Here is a 17,943-nt window from a genome sequence, read left to right on the forward strand (position 1 = left end):
ACAAGAACAAATCGCTGCGCCATTGATACATCACTCGGACAGAGGATTGCAATACTGCTCAGCACAATATCAGCAGTTGTTGGCCAAACATCACATCACGCCGTCAATGACCGATGGATATGATTGTTATCAGAATGCTTTAGCTGAACGTATCAATGGTATCCTTAAAAATGAATTTCTGATCACTAAACCGGCTGACATTCATCAGGCAAGATTATTAATAAATGAAGCTATCAGCCTTTATAATTGTCGCAGACCACATTTGGCATTGAACTATCAAACACCTCAAATCGTACATAATAAAAAATCCTTGCCGGTTTTACCCAACAAGGACTATCTTTAACCATTAATTTCTGTCAACCTATTTTAGGACGACTCAAAGCTAACGTTACTTTCTCTTTCATATTTACCGGTTGAGGCACTTTTACATAGTAGCCGGTACCGTCATAAACCCGTTTACGTGGATGTGCTTTACAGTCGTCGCTGCAACAACCCTCCATGGCGGTGCCGCATTCATCACACTGGGTAAAGTGCTCATTGCACTCGGGGTTAGCGCAGTTGATCATCTTCTCGGTAACCTTGCCGCAGTTGTAGCACGTTGATATAGCAACCGGATTAACACTATTCACCTCGACTGCCAGGCGGTTATCGAATACATAACATTTGCCCTCAAAATCCTCGCCACCGGCTTCTTTACCATATTTAATAATACCACCGTGCAACTGGTATACATCTTTAAACCCTTCATGCAACAACAGCGCCGATGCCTTTTCGCATTTAATACCACCGGTACAATAGGTTATTACTTTCTTGTCTTTGTATTGAGCCAGCTCGTTGATCTTATCCGGGAAATCGCGAAAGTTCTCAATGTCCAGCGTAATAGCATTTTTAAATCTTCCCAGGTTGTGCTCATAGTTTGAGCGCACATCCAGGATCACTACATCTTCTTCATCCTTCATCTCTAAAAATTCCTTCGGCTCCAGATGTACGCCGGTTTTTAGTTGTGGATTGATGATATTAGGGTCGCGCAGGCCAGAATGAACGATCTCCTCTTTATAACGGACGTGCATTTTTACGAATGACGGCACATCCACTTCATCAATCTTAAAGTCTATCGACGCAAAACGCGGATCGGCATGTACGGTATCCATATAGGTCTTACATGCTTCAGCTGCACCAGAAACGGTGCCATTCAAGCCTTCGCTGGCTACAATAATGCGCCCCGTTAAATTAAGTGATTTGCAAAATTTTAAATGATCGGCAGCAAACTGCTCCCCGTCTTCTATTGTCGAATAACAATAGTAAAGTAGTGTATTATATTGTCCCATAACCATTGATGCCGCTGCAAACGGTGTTAAATGAGGTACAAAGATAACTGTTTAAGCTGAAAGCTAAAAGTCCAAAGCTGAACGCTTTTTTTACATGCGCTTTAAGCTTTTGGCTTACCTGATACCATAATATATTCTGAACCCTTGCAGATATTTGTGGCTGCCAGCATAAGATATACCATAGTCAACCCGGAATATAAAGCGTTGCAGACCGACATATAACTCAGAGTAGTTCATGTCATTCTTTTCTGTTAAGTAGTTGGCGCCTATAACTTCTTCCAGTTTTAACTTACGCATAAAGCCTATATGATTAAGCAGCGAGCCGGCAAAATTGTGCTGATAGTGCGCTTCAAAGTAAAAACTATTGGCACTGAACTGATAAAACGGGAGAAAATGAAAACTGCCCACATAAGTCGGGTCGAAGGTTAAACCCTGGTTACCTAAAAAGTGGTTGTAGTCCATAAAATACAGGGCTTTTTTATTCAGGAAATCGCCTGCTGATAGCTTGAATGATGAGTAGCCCAGTAAGCCGAGGCGTATTCTGCTTTGTGAAACATCTGCAGACACAAAATCATAACCGGCATCGGCCCCAAATACGCCCGGTATAGCCTTGCGATAGTTTACGGTTAAAGTTGGGTATTTTGACGGTAAATAAATTTTGCCGGTTGCCCTGGTAATATAATGCTGATCGAATGTAAACTTAACCGAAGCATTCAGCGTCAGCGCCTGGTTTTGCGGAAACAATATCGACCGGTCGTTTGCCGGCACGGTATCAGGCGCCAACGGATTATTTGAAGTATAATGCTTTGTTGATGATTTAAAAATATGCGCATACGAGGTATTGAACAGTTGAGTGCGATTAGCATAAGACAACGATACCGTGAATAAAATACCATTACTCAACTCGCGCATAAAGCCTGCATCGCCAAAATCCGACCGGTAATACTTAACATAGTTATTGTTACTGAGTAACGTACTCAGTGTATTAAAATATAATGACCGCGTACCTACGTTGTTTAAATCCAATACATCGCTACCAAAATTCAGGAAGAAACGGCCTTCATGAAACAGGTCATAAATATAATAGGAGTGAATATTGGCGCTGAATAACTTATCCGCAAATCCGTAGCGCAGATTTGGAATGATTCCGAGCGTTTTAAAATCGTCAGATGTGTGAGACAAGCGCGCTTTTAAGTTAATACCCAAACCTTGAACTGTATTATAAAACAGGGTCTTGTTAAATGGATAAACGTACAGTGAATCCTTATTATCTCTGCTGGTAGCGGTAAATCCAAATACGGTGTACGGAAGAATTAATATTCGGTTCTTATGTTTTTGCAAAGAGTCAAGATAAGGTTTTGACTTCTCCAGGCGCAGTATGCTGTCTTTCTTTTGGTAATCCCGTGTCTCCTGCGCGGTTAATGGTATAGGGCGATTTTTAAACCAGTAATCGGCAGTTTTCAAATTCGCAGCAGTATCAAGACGCATAACTTCGCCATTAAAGAAATCGGGTGGAAAGGTTACATTAAATTTATAGTTATTATAAATAGCTATGTAATATCCCTCAAATTTAAAACCTAATACGTCGCCACTATAATCATACTGGATAGAAGCAGGCATCCAGGTGTTATCTTCAACCGGGATATATTGCTGACTGATCTTCATGGTATCCACAAAATTAAGGCGGTTAACCTTGTTGGTTAAATGCACATCGACGCTATAAATGCGCCAATCGCCTTCCAATATATAGATATAGCCCTCAAAACTGTATTCGCCATCGCCGCGGGCCGACAGTTTAATTTTGTCAATGGTGTGACCGTTCTCCACTGTCGCACCTTCCAGATGATAACGGTAAAAACTAAAAGCGTTTTTAGCTACCGGCGATACAAAAGCATGGCTGCTTAATCCCGGTACACTAAATAAGTTATTGTAAAAATTGGCCTGCAGATCTGACGCCTTATTATAACTAAACGTTGGCGAAATACCGGCTTCACGCGCTGATATGGTGATCTCTTTTACTTTATTGGGGCGCTTATAATTGTAATTGGATATTGACTCAGACTGATAAAAGATACCACGGCCGTTACTATCCAGATCCAGTACCTTTGACACGCCATTGCTCAGCAATTTTTTTGGAGCACCGGTTAGCTTTTGCACACCTTTGACGTATACAGCGCATGAGAAAGTATTGACCTCTTTCAGATAAAATTCACGCTTGGCTATCACCCTACGCATAATTCTGCTGGCGGCAGTGTCGCGGTTACGCTTATCTACAATATTAACCGCTTTTAGTTTAAAGACTTCGTCTTCCATCTGCACGTTATGCAGCACGCTATGGTCTGATATCGTGATATGATCGATTTGCTCTTTATAACCAACGTAGCGATAGATGACATCATACTCGCCCGGGCTTAAATTAAATTTATAAACGCCCTGCTCGTTACTGGTAGTACCGTAAGTAGTATTGCGAATGTACACCGATACGAATGAAACAGGTGCGCCTCGCTGATCAGTGACGTGACCGGATAAGATATACTGCTGCCCTAATGCCTTAAAGGTGAAGGCATTTATTAACAATAACGTATATAGTAAACATTTTTTCATCCGGCTCATCAAATAATGTTTTAAGTGCATAAATGTTTGCTTAAACACATAATTATTGTTTTAAACGCGGCAGTTTAAAAGCTAAATGGCCATTAATGCTTAGTTTTGTAAAAATTGACCGAATATGTATAACACACTACAACCGACTTTACAACAAGAGCTTACCGCCATCGAGGAAGCAGGCTTATATAAAAGAGAACGCATTATCACGTCGCCGCAGGGTGCGGATATAACCGTACAGGGCGGCAAGGAAGTAATAAACTTTTGTGCGAATAATTACCTGGGCTTGTCGGGCGATAAGCGGGTAGTTGAGGCCGCAAAAAAGGCGATGGATACACATGGCTACGGATTGTCGTCCGTTAGGTTTATTTGCGGCACCCAGGATATCCACAAAGAACTGGAAAAAAAAATTGCTGAGTTTTTGGGCACCGAGGATACTATATTATATGCTGCCGCTTTTGACGCAAACGGTGGTGTGTTTGAGCCTTTATTTGACGCTCAGGATGCTATTATTTCTGACGAGTTAAATCACGCATCAATTATTGACGGCGTGCGTTTATGCAAAGCACAGCGTTATCGCTACAAACATGATGACATGGCCGACCTGGAAGCCAAACTGCAGGAAACTGCAGGCCTGCGTCACCGTATTATAGTAACCGACGGCGCTTTCTCTATGGATGGCACCATAGCTCAATTAGATAAAATATGCCAATTGGCCGAAAAATATAACGCATTGGTAATGATAGATGAAAGCCATTGCTCAGGCTTTATGGGTAAAACTGGTCGCGGCACGCATGAATATCATAATGTAATGGGTAAGATCGATATCATCACGGGCACCCTGGGTAAAGCTTTAGGCGGGGCATCGGGTGGATTTACATCCGGCCGTAAAGAGATCATCGATATGCTGCGCCAGCGCTCAAGACCATATTTGTTCTCTAATACGCTGGCTCCTGCTATTACCGGTGCGTCTATTGCTGTATTGGATATGTTAAGCGAAACTACCCAACTACGCGATAAACTGGAAAGCAATACACAATATTTCCGCAAAGCGATGACTGATGCAGGTTTCGACATTAAACCAGGCGTGCACCCTATTGTACCGGTGATGTTATATGATGCCAAACTGGCGCAGGAATTTGCAGCTAAAATGCTTGAAGAAGGTATTTATGTAATTGGTTTTTACTATCCGGTAGTACCTCAGGGAAAAGCGCGCATCCGTGTGCAGATCTCTGCTGCGCATGACAGAGAGCATCTGGATAAAGCTATCGCTGCGTTTACTAAGGTTGGTAAGGCCTTGGGCGTATTAAAATAATCTCATTTGGCATGGCAAGCATAGCATGGAAATCGCAATAGAAAAAGCCCGGATGGGTGCGATTGCTTCATCGTTCCTCCTCGCAATGACAAAATATACTAAATTTGCAGCCTATTTACTATAGTAGATACCCAAAGCAATAATATACACTATAATGCAAGAAAAAATAGATCAATATACCGCCGAAATTAGTGCCTTTTCGCCTGCTAATGCGGATGAGTTGGAAACTTTCAGGATTAAATTTTTAGGTACCAAAGGGATAGTTAAAGACCTGTTTGAACAATTTAAAACAGTGGGCCCCGAAGAAAAACGCACCTTTGGTAAGGTATTGAACCAGTTTAAGCAACTAACCGAGGCTAAGTATAATGATCTGAAAGAAAACTTCAGCGCCGATCAGGGTTCGCAAAAAGCTGATCTGGATATGACCCTGCCGGGTGATAATTTCGAGGTAGGCTCGCGCCACCCTTTGTCATTAGTGCGTAATGAGATCATCGACATATTTAAACGCCTGGGCTTCAATGTAGCCGAGGGGCCGGAGATTGAAGATGATTGGCATAACTTCTCGGCTCTGAATTTCCCCCAGGAGCACCCTGCCCGCGATATGCAGGATACTTTCTTCATTAAAAAGACTAACGGTAAAGATGACATCGCTTTGCGTACCCATACTTCATCAGTACAAGTGCGCATGATGGAAAACGGCAAACCGCCATTCCGCGCTATTATGCCGGGCCGGGTTTATCGTAACGAAGCTATTTCTGCCCGTGCACATTGTTTCTTTCACCAGGTTGAAGGTTTATATATTGATGAGAATGTATCATTTGCCGATTTGAAACAAACGCTGTATCACTTTGTGCAGGAATTGTACGGCGAAGGTACGCAAGTACGTTTCCGTCCATCATACTTCCCGTTTACTGAACCGTCTGCCGAAATGGATGTGTCTTGTACCATTTGTAAAGGCGCCGGTTGTAATATGTGTAAATACAGCGGCTGGGTTGAGATATTAGGTTGCGGCATGGTTGATCCGAATGTTTTGGAAAATTGTGGTATTGATAGTAAAAAATATACCGGCTTTGCCTTTGGTATGGGCATGGAGCGTATTGCCAACCTAAAATATGTAATACGCGACCTGCGTTTATTTAGCGAGAACGATGAACGTTTCCTGAAACAGTTCCAAACAGAAATTATATAGTGTATGGCTAAAAAGTTGGGGGTTGTATTTGCGTTGGTTGTAAGCTTTCTTTCGTGTGGTAAGGCAAGCGACTATGTCCCTAATGTATCCGTTAACCTGCAGATGGCTTTGACAGACCCGCGACTGAACGCCCTCCATAACACCGGCGGCGCAGTAATCATAAACGGCTATGGTGTTGCGGGATTGATCATTTATCGGCGGGCAACCGGTGGTTATGCCGCTTATGATCGTTGCAGTGCTTATTTGCCTCAGAATAAATGTGCTGTCACATTAGATAACCCTTCGCTTACCGTTACCGATCCGTGTAGCGGTGCCAAATGGCTTTTGGAAGATGGAACGCCTACTAAAGCACCTGCTGTAAAATCATTGAAAGCTTATGCTGTAATTACCAATGGTTTTGAGATATTTGTACAGAACTGAGCTACATGGAAGCCGAAAAAATTAAAGATAGCATCAAACGTGCGGCACAAGAGCTGTTTCGCAAATTCGGGTATCATAAAACCAGTGTGAACGAAATTGCCAAACGGGCCAAAATTGCCAAGGCAACCATCTATAAATATTTTGACAGCAAAGAACACGTATTGCATACGCTGTTGATGGATTATATACGTGTAAGTGTTGATGATTTGATATCAACCAATACTTCAGAGATTGATGAAGAGGCTCACCTGAGCAACCTGATCATGAAAACCTGCCGCCTTAGCTATACGGTTTGTAATGAATTTATAGGCTGGGATTTCATTCGCGAAAGCACTAACTCGCAAGACTTTTTAAAGAATTTAAGCAACGAACTGGAAGAGTTGCTGCTGGCTTCATTTAACCGTTTGAAATCTATCCGTCAAATGGACAACTTCCATCAGCGAATGCGCTTCCTGATTAAATGCAGCAAGAATATCGTGTTTAGTTTTGCCTTCACCTCGGTCAGTGATTCCGATGTGCGCAAAAACTTTGTTTCTTTCCAAAAAGAAATATTGCCTTACCTTGTAAAGGCAGCCATCACCATTTGATATCCTGATTGCCTGGGGTGATTGTGTATCTCTTATCTACCCCACTTATCATTTAGCATAGTTTTTGTTGTTCTATATAAACACCAATCCTTTTAAAACATTATGAAAGCACTGAAATCCACGCTAATTGTATCCGTAGCTCTGCTTTTTGCAATCTCTTGTAAAAAAAACAATAGCCCTAAAAACAACGCCAATGTTTCTACTGATGTTGCTGCAGATATGGCTGCAAGCGCTGTAGCTGCAAACTCATTTGGTTTTGTAAGCATGGCCGATAACATCAGCGCCAATGCCCAGGCAACCAGTTCTGCCGGCAAACAATCGTTAAATTCTACATCGTCTAACGCCGCACACCAGGCTTGCGGTACCACTATTGCCGACAGTATAAGCTTTTCGGGCAATAACAATTCCGTGACCTTTGATGCGTTTTACAAATTTTCACGTACGCTAAATTGCAATAATAACAATCCCGATAACATAGTAACAGCCGTAACCTACCACGGTAGTTTTGACGGCCCCCGTCTGTCATCATCGGCTTCGGGCACATCAAGCATTACTATTGCTGGCTTAAGCAACTCTGCTACCAATTTTACCATTAATGGCAGTTATAACCGCCAGGGTTCATTCAATTCAAAAGTAGGCGACAAAACAAGCGGCAGCAGTGTAGTTAATATTAGCGTAACCAATGTCACGCTAACCAAATCACCCAGGGTAATTACCGGCGGTACGGCTAATATCTCCATTTCTGGTACAGTACCGGCCGGCTCATTTAGCTTCAGTGGTACTTTAGTTTTTAATGGAAATAATCAAGCGACACTGACCGTAGGCACATCGGTTTATGTTATTAACCTGCTTACCGGTTCGTACACCAAAAAATAACAGTCTGCCGCCTCCTATTACCAGCAAACGCTCCGAAACCTGGAGCGTTTGCTGGTAATCGATTTAGGTAAATTTGCATAAACCGTATGGTTTTAATAGCTGTATGTCAATACGGTACTAACCAGTTATTCATTTTATTCATTGTCAAAAACGCAATAAAATACTTATCGCTATGGCTAGATTTATGAATTAATATTCTGAATAATGAATGTAGACGCCCAATTACGAGCCGTAGCCACTAACATCAAAAGCCGACGTACCCAATTGCGTATTTCGCAAACGCAAATGGCAAACTTGTTAAACATTACTCAAAATGCGTATAGCAAAATAGAGATGAGCAAAACCAAGATGTCGGTAGAACGGCTTTATCAGATTGCCGAAATATTGAGCATCTCACCTGCCGAACTGATAACAGTAACCGTAGTAACTATGCACCCGGCCAAAAAAGCAAGCTGAACTTTTAAGGCGGGTGCAGGTGCCCGCCAGTTAACCAACCTTCGGTTTAGCGGTAAACACGCCGGTGTAATATTTGATGTGTGCAATGCACAAAAACAAATTCAACACTAAAATCGTCGCTCCCACAGGTATGCCGGAAGGGGCCAGTATGGTATGGAACAGGAAAACATTTACACTGATTGGCAATAACACCAATAAAAAGAAAGCGGTATAACGGTTAATTAATAAAAATAAACCGCTCAAAATCTCAATCACTTTCAAGAATTGAAAGAAATAGCCTGAGCCCCATAAACCCATAGAAAAGGCTGTCGCCTCTTTACTCATTGGCGGCGATGTCATGTGTAAAACCTGAGGAAAAAAGAAATTTAAACCGAATACTACGAAGATCAAACCCAGTAATATACGGGCGATTAATGCTGCAATTTTCATAATTGTGAGTTTATTGATTAACTAAGTTTTTGATTATAAGTTTCGTAAACTTACATGTTTAAACAAATATTTTATAAAACCAATTGTCATTCTTAAGTTATAATACTAATACGCATATATGGTTTAAAAGGTTAAACGAGGCGAAACTTATATTCGCGTTTCCAAATAATTACTTTTCAGAAACATTGCCGGGGCGTTAATCTTTAACAAAGAAGTAAATTTGTGTTATGTCTACAAACATTCAAAAAATAACATTTGGTAGCGGGTGCTTCTGGTGCACCGAAGCTATTTTTCAAACTGTTAGAGGTGTTAGCGCGGTGACTTCGGGCTATATGGGGGGGCAAACTAAAAACCCGACTTATGAGCAAATTTGCAGCGGAACTACCGGGCACGCCGAGGTTGTTGAGGTTGAGTATGATGCCGGCCAGGTTAGCCTTGACGAAATATTGCTTATCTTTTTTAAAACCCACGACCCTACCAGCCTGAATCGTCAGGGTAATGACGTCGGTACACAATACCGTTCGGTAATCTTTTATCACACACAAGAACAAAAAGAAAAAGCCGGCGCAATGATCAAACGTCTAACTGATGAGCAAGTTTTCGATAAGCCGATTGTAACTGAGTTAAGCCCGGTATCAGAATTTTATAAGGCTGAAAATTATCATCAAAATTATTTTGTGGACAATTCTACCAAACCGTATTGTGCTTTTGTGATACAGCCCAAACTGAATAAGTTTGCCAAGGAGTTCACAGACAAGATTAAGTCTGAATTACTATAAATGAAAAAATTGTTGTTGCTTTCGGGCTTGTTATTATATTTCTGTGCGGCGCGGGCGCAAGATGTCTCTTTGTCTACCGGCAACGCGGGTAAAGTTTGGTCGTCTCTATATCAGCAACGTGCCGCTGAGTACAAAGCTTTATGTTTTCAAGCTTATAATATTGCCAGGTTAAGATTGGATGACGCATTGCGACATAAAAGTAAAAAGCCGCTGGCCGTTGTAACCGATATTGACGAAACACTGTTGGACAACAGTCCGCTGGACGCAATGCTAGCTATAAATAACCGCGAGTTTGATCTGAAAGCCTGGAAGCGATGGACAGCAAAAGGCATTGCAGATACCGTACCCGGCGCACCATCATTTTTTAAATATGCCGCGTCAAAGGGCGTGGCGGTGTTTTATATTACTAACCGTGACGAAGATGAACGTCAGGGCACTACTAAAAATTTGAAACTATACCATTTGCCTTATGCCGATGCTGAGCATATCATCCTGAAACAAAATACTTCAAGCAAAGAAACGCGCCGCCAACAAGTGTTGGCCAGATATAACATTGTATTACTTTGCGGCGATAACCTGCCTGATTTTGACGTAGTATACGACAACAAACCAACCGAAGAAAACCGCATGGCCGTTACCGAAAAGTTAAAAAAGCAATTTGGCAGCAGATACATCATTATCCCCAACCCATCATACGGCGATTTCGAAAATGCCCTATTTAAGTATAATTACAAGCTTAGCAGCGCCCAAAAAGACTCTGTTATCCGCACGTTGATTAAAATAAACTAACAGCGGCGGTTCAATTATATTAAGTTTGCGTTAAGCTATAGCAATGCTGTCAGACAATGTGTATTTTTGATTTGAATCTTTTTTTAAATCATGAAAATCAAATCGTTATTTGGCCTTGCGGTAACTTTAATTACCGCCTTAAATGCTCAAGCACAGTTACCCGGTAAAGTGGGACAAACCGGGCAGGTATTATTACCCAACGGATGGAAACTTAGCCCGGTAGGCACCTCACTGCCGTTAGGCGATCTGCCGTTGAATATTCAGTTGTCCCCATCCGGCAAAATGCTGGCAGTAACCAACAACGGACAGAGTACACAATCCATACAATTGATTGATCCGGTAAATGAGAAGTTAATCGACGAAAAGGTTATCGGCAAACTGTGGTATGGGCTTACCTTTAGCCGCGACGAAAAACACTTATACGCATCGGGCGGTCACGACAACTGGATCATAGATTTTGATATCAGGAATAAAAAATTAATTCCGGCCGATACCATCAAACTGGCGCCGGCTGCTTACCCTAAAAATAAAGTTTGCGCAACCGGTATCGCGGTTAACAAAGCAAACACTTTACTTTATACCGTTACCAAAGAAGACAACAGTCTTTATATTGTTGATCTGGTAACCCGGCAAGTTAAATCGACCATAAAATTAAAAGCAGAAGCTTATAGCTGCCTGCTATCGCCAGATGAAAAAACTTTATACATCTCCGTTTGGAACGGTGGAGAAGTAGCTTGTTATAATACAGCAACCGGTGCTATAACATCAATCCCGGTTGGCAGCCACCCTAACGAATTATTGCTAAATAAAAAAGGCACGCGTCTATTTGTGGCCAATGCAAATGATAACTCCGTCTCTATTATCAATACCGCCAACAATAAAATAACGGAGGTGGTATCAACATCGTTGTTTCCAACCCATTTAACCGGCTCAACCACCAACGGGCTGGCCTTGTCATCAGACGAAAAAACACTCTATATTGCCAATGCCGACAATAACTGTCTTGCAGTTTTTGATGTAAGCAAACAAGGCAGCAGCCAAAGCCGGGGCTTTATACCGGTAGGTTGGTACCCAACAAACGTCAAGACGCTGGGCAATAAAATATTGGTGTCTAACGGTAAAGGCTTTACTTCAATGGCTAACCCACGCGGACCAATGCCTATCAAAAAAGCCGACAACAGCGGCGTGCACATGGGTGCCACCAACACCAAAGAACAATATATAGGTGGCTTGTTTAAAGGCACATTATCTTTTATTAATGCACCAACACCAACACAGCTAAAAGTATTTACCAAACAAGTTTATGCAAATACCCCGTTTACAGACCGAAAAGAAAAAATGGCTCCGGGTATTGCGGGTAATCCCATCCCACGAAGTAGAGCAGATAAATCGCCCATTAAGCATGTGTTCTATATTATTAAAGAAAACCGCACTTATGATCAGGTTTTAGGTGATATTACTAAAGGCAATGGCGATACCTCTTTATGCCTGTTTGGTTATAAAGTTACCCCTAACCTGCACGCTATGGCCAATGAGTTTGTATTGGCCGATAACTTTTATGTAGACGCAGAGGTGAGCGCCGATGGCCACAACTGGAGCACCGCTGCTTATGCTACCGATTATATAGAAAAAACCTGGCCTACAAGCTACGGCGGCCGCGGTGGCGATTATGGCAGTGAGGGAGTTCGCACAGCTGTGGACCCGCGCGATGGTTATATTTGGGATTACTGCAAGCGCGCAGGTGTTACTTACAGGAGCTATGGCGAATTTGCAGCTTACGGAAAAACTACCATTAAAGCATTACATGGCCATCTTTGCGTAAAAATGCCGGGCTTTAATCTTAATATTACCGACCGTTTCCGCGAAAATGTTTGGGAGCATGACTTTGACTCTTTACTAAACATTAACCAGGTGCCCCAATTAAATATAGTGCGCATGGGCAATGACCATACCAGCGGACAACGCAAGGGTGCGGTTTCGGTTATCGGAGCTGTTGCTGATAATGACCAGGGCGTGGGTATGTTACTGGAGCATTTATCACATAGCCCTATCTGGAAAGAATCAGTAGTATTTATTTTAGAAGATGATGCCCAAAATGGTTCAGACCATATTGATGCACACCGTTCCCCGATATATGTAGTTGGCCCGTACGTAAAACGCAATACCGTGGCGCATGGCATGTATTCAACTTCGGGCGCATTGCGCACGATGGAACTGATATTAGGTTTACCGCCAATGAGCCAGTATGACGCAGCGGCAATGCCTATGTACGATTGCTTTACTGCAACTCCCGACTTTAAACCATTTGATTTAAAACCGGCACTAGTTGATGTTAACCGGCGTAACATAGCTGTAAATAAAAGTAGTAAGCTATCTGACACTTTCAATTTAGCTAATGAAGATAAAGTACCCGACCTGCTTTTAAATGAAGTGATCTGGAAAGCTATAAAAGGCGAGAACTCGGTTATGCCGGCGCCAAGACGCAGCGCCTTTGTTGTTTTGGAACAAAAGAAAGATGATGACGATGATTAGTATTTTAAAACAATAGAAACAGGACGTCGACTGACGCGTTTTTATGATTGAGAATAGAGAGCAGGAATAAATCGTTATTTAATTTTATATTGATAATTTTATCCGCCTCGGTCCTGAATTAATCAGGATATTCGACATTAATAACCGTATACCCATGACAATTATTGAGAATCATCTTTTCAGAGTAGCTATCCGTAATCAAGGCGGCGAATTAACTTCATTTTTTAACAAAACAACCGGGGTGGAACACTTATGGCAAGCCGACCCTAATGTATGGCCATGGCATGCGCCAAACTTGTTTCCTATTGTAGGTCAGCTGATCAATAATCAATTATTGGTTGACGACCAAACCTATGAACTGCCACGCCATGGTTTTAACCGCACATCCGAGTTGTTATTATTACAGGCTGACGAACAGTCTGCCTGGTTCTCGTTGCCTTACTGTGAAAAAACGATGACCAAATATCCTTATAAATTTGACTTTCAAATTCATTATGATTTGGTTGACGACGCCTTACGTGTAACTTACAAGCTCATCAATCTGGATAAAAAACCCATCTATTTTTCGGTTGGCGGCCACCCGGCCTTTAACGTACCGTTTAATAAAGGCGAGAATTACGAAGACTATTATATAGAGTTTGAGGTCGATGAAAAACTGGAAACCCATTTGTTATCTCCCGAGGGTTTATTCAACGGTCAAACTGCACCCGTAGCTACCAACAAGGGCAAACTATTCCTGACCCGTGACATGTTCAACAACGATGCGCTGGTATTTAAAAACCTGCAGTCAAGAGTAGTAAACATAAAAAGCACGAAACATGATCAGACATTAACAGTTGAATTTCCTCATTTTAATTACCTGGGGATCTGGGCCAAGCCAGGCGCCGACTTTGTGTGCATTGAACCTTGGCTAGGCTGCGCCGACACTGTTGACAAACATGTTGACATTAGTAAAAAGGAGGCGATACAAAAATTATTGGTTGGCCATGTATTTGAGGGTGCTTTCTTTATAAGCATGTAACACTAAATTACGACCATACGCCTACGCAACAAAAACCTCGGTTAGTACCCAACTTTGCGTACTAACTGAAGTTTTTTCTTGAAAAGGTATAACAGTTAATTAACTGTTATACCTTTTTTGCTTAGAATAAGCCTAACTGCCCTTTATCGTCCATATCGATATCATCAGGATTAGTGATCTCAAAATCAACTTTTTTATGTTGCAACGGCTCAGAATCCGGCAATGGCGCCTCCGGCTCTTTTGTCTCTTCTGTAAGAGATATTTCTGGTTCCTGCGCGTCCTCTTCAATAGCTTCCGATGCGTTAACCGCTGCTGTCGGCGCTTCGTCAGCTATCTTTTTCTCCTCAGGAGTAATTAATATTTCGGTATCGGCTACTGCTTCCGGAGTAGGATCAGGTACATCGGCCTCGTCATCATGTTCTGCTTCTAAAACCACGCTTTGTACAGCATGAACTGAAAGTCGGTTACCCATGGCTTTCATACCCTTAACATCTATCAGATCGGCCAGGTTCAGCTCAACGGTTTCTGGAATTTTTGATGCGCCTTTTAACTGGTCAACCTTCACTACAACCTGCGATGCGCCGGAAATTACTGCCATTTTTGATCCGCTTTCGTCGCTGATAATGCTGGTTTGTTTGCCAATAGCTGTATTTTCAAACACAAAACGCTTTACCAGGTAATTTTTTGATTTACCATCGTAATGCACCATTGAGTATACTTTTTCAGGATTGTATTTCTCTATCAGTACCATCTTGTCATCGAAGTGATTATTCAGATCGAAACTGGTAAGCTCATAAACACCATTCGAGAAAACCGTAAGAATACGATCGTCGCCATCAAACTCGCCCAGGTATTTACCCCTTGCGTCCACGTTCAATCGTTTCAAAATCTCGTCATACCATATCTTACGGCCGGCCAGGGTTGACAGGCCTTTGCTTTTCAGGATGATCTTTTTGACCGGATATTTAGTAATGATATTACCCATTGAGCCGCGGCCTTTAATAGCCAGTTGGGCAAAGTCCTCATCAAACTGTAGTTTCTTTAGTTTTTGATGCGGTTTCAACTGTACGTTCACCACTTCTGCTTCGCCATTTGGATTAGCCGAGAAATACAGCACTTTCGACCCTTTGCTGCCCTTGGTCAGATCATACTCCTTATCGCGGGTTACCCCGGTAACAGCAAAACGTTTGATATAGCTGATGCCGCTTGCGCCATCCTTATAGATCATGTTGTAGACGGTACGCTCATCATTTTTCTTGAACACGGCGACATGAATAATCTCTTTACCCACAAACACCTTCTCCTGCACCTTAGTGATCATACACTTACCGTCCTCTCGGAAAACAATGATCTCGTCGATATCTGAGCAATCGCCTACATATTCATCTTTCCGTAAGCCTGTACCAATAAAGCCATCTTCGCGGTTAACATATAATTTAACGTTTGCTAAAGCTACCTGCGATGCTTCTACTTTATCGAAAGTACGCAACTCGGTTTTACGCTCACGGCCTTTACCATATTTATCTTTTAGTTTTTCGAACCAATCGATCGTGTATTCGGTAAGGTTTTTCAGGTGATGCTTTACCGTTTTGATCTCGGCTTCAAGGTTCTTGATCTGTTCGTCCGTTTTCTTAACGTCAAAACGCGTGATGCTACTCATTGGTTTATCTATGAGCTTTTTATAGTCATCCGGCATGATCTCACGATAAAACTGCGGAAAGAACGGCTCAAACAAGCGGTTTAGCACTACTAATACCTCTTCAAAGTTTGATGAGCTTTCATAATCCGAATGCTTATACATCCCTTCCTGGATAAATATCTTGAGCAAAGAGCTGAAGAATATCTTTTCCATCAATTCTTTCAGCTTGATCTGCAATTCCTGTTTCAGCAACTCGCGGGTGTAATGAGTACTTTCAGTAAGCATCTCATTCACGCTTATAAAACGGGGTTTATCATCCTGTATCACACAGGTATTTGGCGATATGGATACTTCGCAATCAGTAAAAGCATACAACGCATCAATAGTTACATCAGGCGATATGCCGGGTGCCAGGTGGATAACAATCTCAACATTCCGCGCAGTGTTATCCTCTATCTTTTTGATCTTGATCTTACCCTTGTCGTTAGCAGAAATAACACTGTCAATCAAGCCACCTGTGGTAGTAGTAAAAGGTATTTCGGTGATAGCCAGCGTTTTTTTATCCCGTTCAATGATCTTTGCCCGAACGCGCACTCGGCCCCCGCGCTGCCCATTATTATAAGCCGACGCATCGGCCATACCACCGGTCGGAAAATCGGGCATCAGGTTTGGTATTTCACCTTTTAATACCGCAACCGAAGCATCTAACAATTCGACGAAGTTATGCGGCAAAATCTTAGTAGCCAAACCTACGGCAATGCCCTCGGCACCCTGCGCTAACAGCAATGGAAATTTAACCGGCAGCGTAATGGGTTCTTTGTTACGGCCATCATAACTGGCTTGCCAAACCGTAGTATCGGGATTAAAGACAACCTCCAGAGCAAATTTAGACAGTCGCGCCTCAATATAACGCGGGGCCGCTGCCGAGTCGCCGGTAACCGGGTCGCCCCAGTTGCCCTGGCAATCTATCAACAAATCTTTTTGCCCGATCTGTACCATGGCATCACCTATAGAAGCATCACCATGCGGGTGATATTTCATGGTATTACCAATAACGTTAGCCGCTTTGTTAAAGCGTCCATCGTCCATCTCTTTAAGCGAGTGTAATATGCGGCGTTGTACGGGTTTTAAACCGTCGTTAATATGCGGAACCGCACGATCAAGGATTACATAAGACGCGTAATCCAGGAACCAGTTTTCATACAGCCCGTCGAGTGAGGTAACGTTGTGTATCTTTTCATCGTTATTATTATCAGGTATAGCGCTTTCGTTCAGATCTTCACTCATTGGTCAACAAAAATTTATGGATGGGTAAATATAGGTAAATGTGCCCACCTGCCTATGTTTACGTGCAGGGATTTTATACACATTCGAAAGGTTTTGCACCTAAAAAATCAAGGCTGATGCTATGACTTGAAAAGAAGGTCAACCCTGCCAGATAAAGATTTATTCGCGCTCTTTTCTCATTTCGCGGATCATCTGATTGTAACTCCATTTACGCAGCATGGCGTTCACGGTATTTATTATACGCATGGCTCGTGTCTCATCTGTTTTTGCGCTTTCTATCCACTTAATAAAATAATTTCTATGCGACATTACAAGACTGTTAAATTGATATGAGGCCTCCGGATCAAAATCAAAACACTCCTGCAAATCTGTCGGGATGTCAACTTTAAAGTCGGCATGCTCTTGGAGTTTTACGGTAAGCATGGCACCCGCTTCTTTATGTATAGCCTTACGGATATCCGCTTTAATAGGCATGATAAACTTGCCTTCGCCCATAGGCATTAGCGCAAAGCCACTGATAGGATAACTATCCAAAAAACCTTTTACACGAAATGATTTTTTATTGCCCGGCTTTAATTGCTGTGCCAAATCGGCGGCTACCTCAATGTACCGCCATCCGGTTTTTTCGCCCATCTCCCCAAACTGCAATATCATGGTGCTAAACTCAATCATAGTGTCAATATCTCTCAAAA

General features: G+C 42.3%; 16 protein-coding genes. 11 read left to right on the plus strand and 5 right to left on the minus strand.

Annotated features, from left to right (window positions below; genetic code table 11):
* Nucleotides 1-343: integrase core domain-containing protein (locus tag ABD772_RS11680; protein ID WP_345104385.1), on the plus strand; the 343-nt coding region annotated here is incomplete at its 5' end.
* Between the two features lie 13 nt (nucleotides 344-356).
* Here the strand turns inward: ABD772_RS11680 and trhO are convergent.
* Together trhO and ABD772_RS11690 are read right to left on the minus strand one after the other, a co-directional pair.
* Nucleotides 357-1,328 carry an oxygen-dependent tRNA uridine(34) hydroxylase TrhO gene (gene trhO, locus ABD772_RS11685; protein WP_345104387.1) on the minus strand — a complete coding sequence of 324 codons (972 nt, stop codon included), beginning with the start codon at nucleotides 1,326-1,328 and terminating at the stop codon, nucleotides 357-359.
* A gap of 114 nt (nucleotides 1,329-1,442) precedes the next feature.
* Nucleotides 1,443-3,932: a DUF5686 and carboxypeptidase regulatory-like domain-containing protein gene (locus ABD772_RS11690; RefSeq protein ID WP_345104390.1), complete on the minus strand. Its 2,490-nt coding sequence runs from the start codon at nucleotides 3,930-3,932 to the stop codon at nucleotides 1,443-1,445.
* Nucleotides 3,933-4,056: 124 nt separating this feature from the next.
* Here ABD772_RS11690 and kbl point away from each other — a divergent pair, with 124 nt between their 5' ends.
* From kbl to ABD772_RS11720, 6 genes are all read left to right on the plus strand, one after another.
* Nucleotides 4,057-5,247: a glycine C-acetyltransferase gene (gene kbl / locus ABD772_RS11695; protein ID WP_345104393.1), complete on the plus strand. Its 1,191-nt coding sequence runs from the start codon at nucleotides 4,057-4,059 to the stop codon at nucleotides 5,245-5,247.
* A 154-nt stretch (nucleotides 5,248-5,401) separates the two neighbouring features.
* Nucleotides 5,402-6,436, plus strand: a complete 1,035-nt coding sequence (gene pheS, locus ABD772_RS11700) for a phenylalanine--tRNA ligase subunit alpha (protein WP_345104396.1) — start codon at nucleotides 5,402-5,404, stop codon at nucleotides 6,434-6,436.
* Between the two features lie 3 nt (nucleotides 6,437-6,439).
* Complete coding sequence (locus ABD772_RS11705; RefSeq protein WP_345104398.1) at nucleotides 6,440-6,856, plus strand: Rieske (2Fe-2S) protein; 417 nt, start codon at nucleotides 6,440-6,442, stop codon at nucleotides 6,854-6,856.
* A 5-nt stretch (nucleotides 6,857-6,861) separates the two neighbouring features.
* Nucleotides 6,862-7,443 carry a TetR/AcrR family transcriptional regulator gene (locus tag ABD772_RS11710; protein ID WP_345104401.1) on the plus strand — a complete coding sequence of 194 codons (582 nt, stop codon included), beginning with the start codon at nucleotides 6,862-6,864 and terminating at the stop codon, nucleotides 7,441-7,443.
* 102 nt (nucleotides 7,444-7,545) lie between these two features.
* Entirely contained in the window at nucleotides 7,546-8,319 is a 774-nt protein-coding gene (locus ABD772_RS11715) for a hypothetical protein (RefSeq protein WP_345104404.1), read from the plus strand.
* Nucleotides 8,320-8,523: 204 nt separating this feature from the next.
* Nucleotides 8,524-8,775: a helix-turn-helix domain-containing protein gene (locus ABD772_RS11720; protein ID WP_345104406.1), complete on the plus strand. Its 252-nt coding sequence runs from the start codon at nucleotides 8,524-8,526 to the stop codon at nucleotides 8,773-8,775.
* Between the two features lie 30 nt (nucleotides 8,776-8,805).
* On the opposite strand, the gene ABD772_RS11725 is transcribed toward ABD772_RS11720, so the two are convergent.
* Nucleotides 8,806-9,204: a DoxX family membrane protein gene (locus ABD772_RS11725; RefSeq protein WP_345104408.1), complete on the minus strand. Its 399-nt coding sequence runs from the start codon at nucleotides 9,202-9,204 to the stop codon at nucleotides 8,806-8,808.
* Between the two features lie 227 nt (nucleotides 9,205-9,431).
* Between ABD772_RS11725 and msrA the strand changes: the two genes are divergently transcribed.
* From msrA to ABD772_RS11745, 4 genes are all read left to right on the plus strand, one after another.
* A complete protein-coding gene (gene msrA / locus ABD772_RS11730; RefSeq protein WP_345104411.1) occupies nucleotides 9,432-9,983 on the plus strand; it encodes a peptide-methionine (S)-S-oxide reductase MsrA in 552 nt (183 codons plus the stop codon).
* Nucleotides 9,984-10,772 (plus strand): 5'-nucleotidase, lipoprotein e(P4) family, encoded by a 789-nt coding sequence (locus ABD772_RS11735; RefSeq protein WP_345104414.1) that lies wholly within the window; start codon nucleotides 9,984-9,986, stop codon nucleotides 10,770-10,772.
* 90 nt (nucleotides 10,773-10,862) lie between these two features.
* Nucleotides 10,863-13,304 carry a beta-propeller fold lactonase family protein gene (locus tag ABD772_RS11740; protein WP_345104417.1) on the plus strand — a complete coding sequence of 814 codons (2,442 nt, stop codon included), beginning with the start codon at nucleotides 10,863-10,865 and terminating at the stop codon, nucleotides 13,302-13,304.
* Nucleotides 13,305-13,458: 154 nt separating this feature from the next.
* Nucleotides 13,459-14,325, plus strand: coding sequence for an aldose 1-epimerase family protein (locus ABD772_RS11745; protein WP_345104419.1), 867 nt, complete (start codon nucleotides 13,459-13,461; stop codon nucleotides 14,323-14,325).
* Nucleotides 14,326-14,446: 121 nt separating this feature from the next.
* Here the strand turns inward: ABD772_RS11745 and ABD772_RS11750 are convergent, their stop codons facing one another.
* Nucleotides 14,447-17,251, minus strand: a complete 2,805-nt coding sequence (locus ABD772_RS11750) for a DNA gyrase/topoisomerase IV subunit A (protein ID WP_345104421.1) — start codon at nucleotides 17,249-17,251, stop codon at nucleotides 14,447-14,449.
* Between the two features lie 159 nt (nucleotides 17,252-17,410).
* Complete coding sequence (locus tag ABD772_RS11755; RefSeq protein WP_345104424.1) at nucleotides 17,411-17,941, minus strand: YdeI/OmpD-associated family protein; 531 nt, start codon at nucleotides 17,939-17,941, stop codon at nucleotides 17,411-17,413.
* Nucleotides 17,942-17,943: the final 2 nt, after the last annotated feature.

Source organism: Mucilaginibacter panaciglaebae, from assembly GCF_039539265.1.
Classification (GTDB): Bacteria; Bacteroidota; Bacteroidia; order Sphingobacteriales; family Sphingobacteriaceae; genus Mucilaginibacter; species Mucilaginibacter panaciglaebae.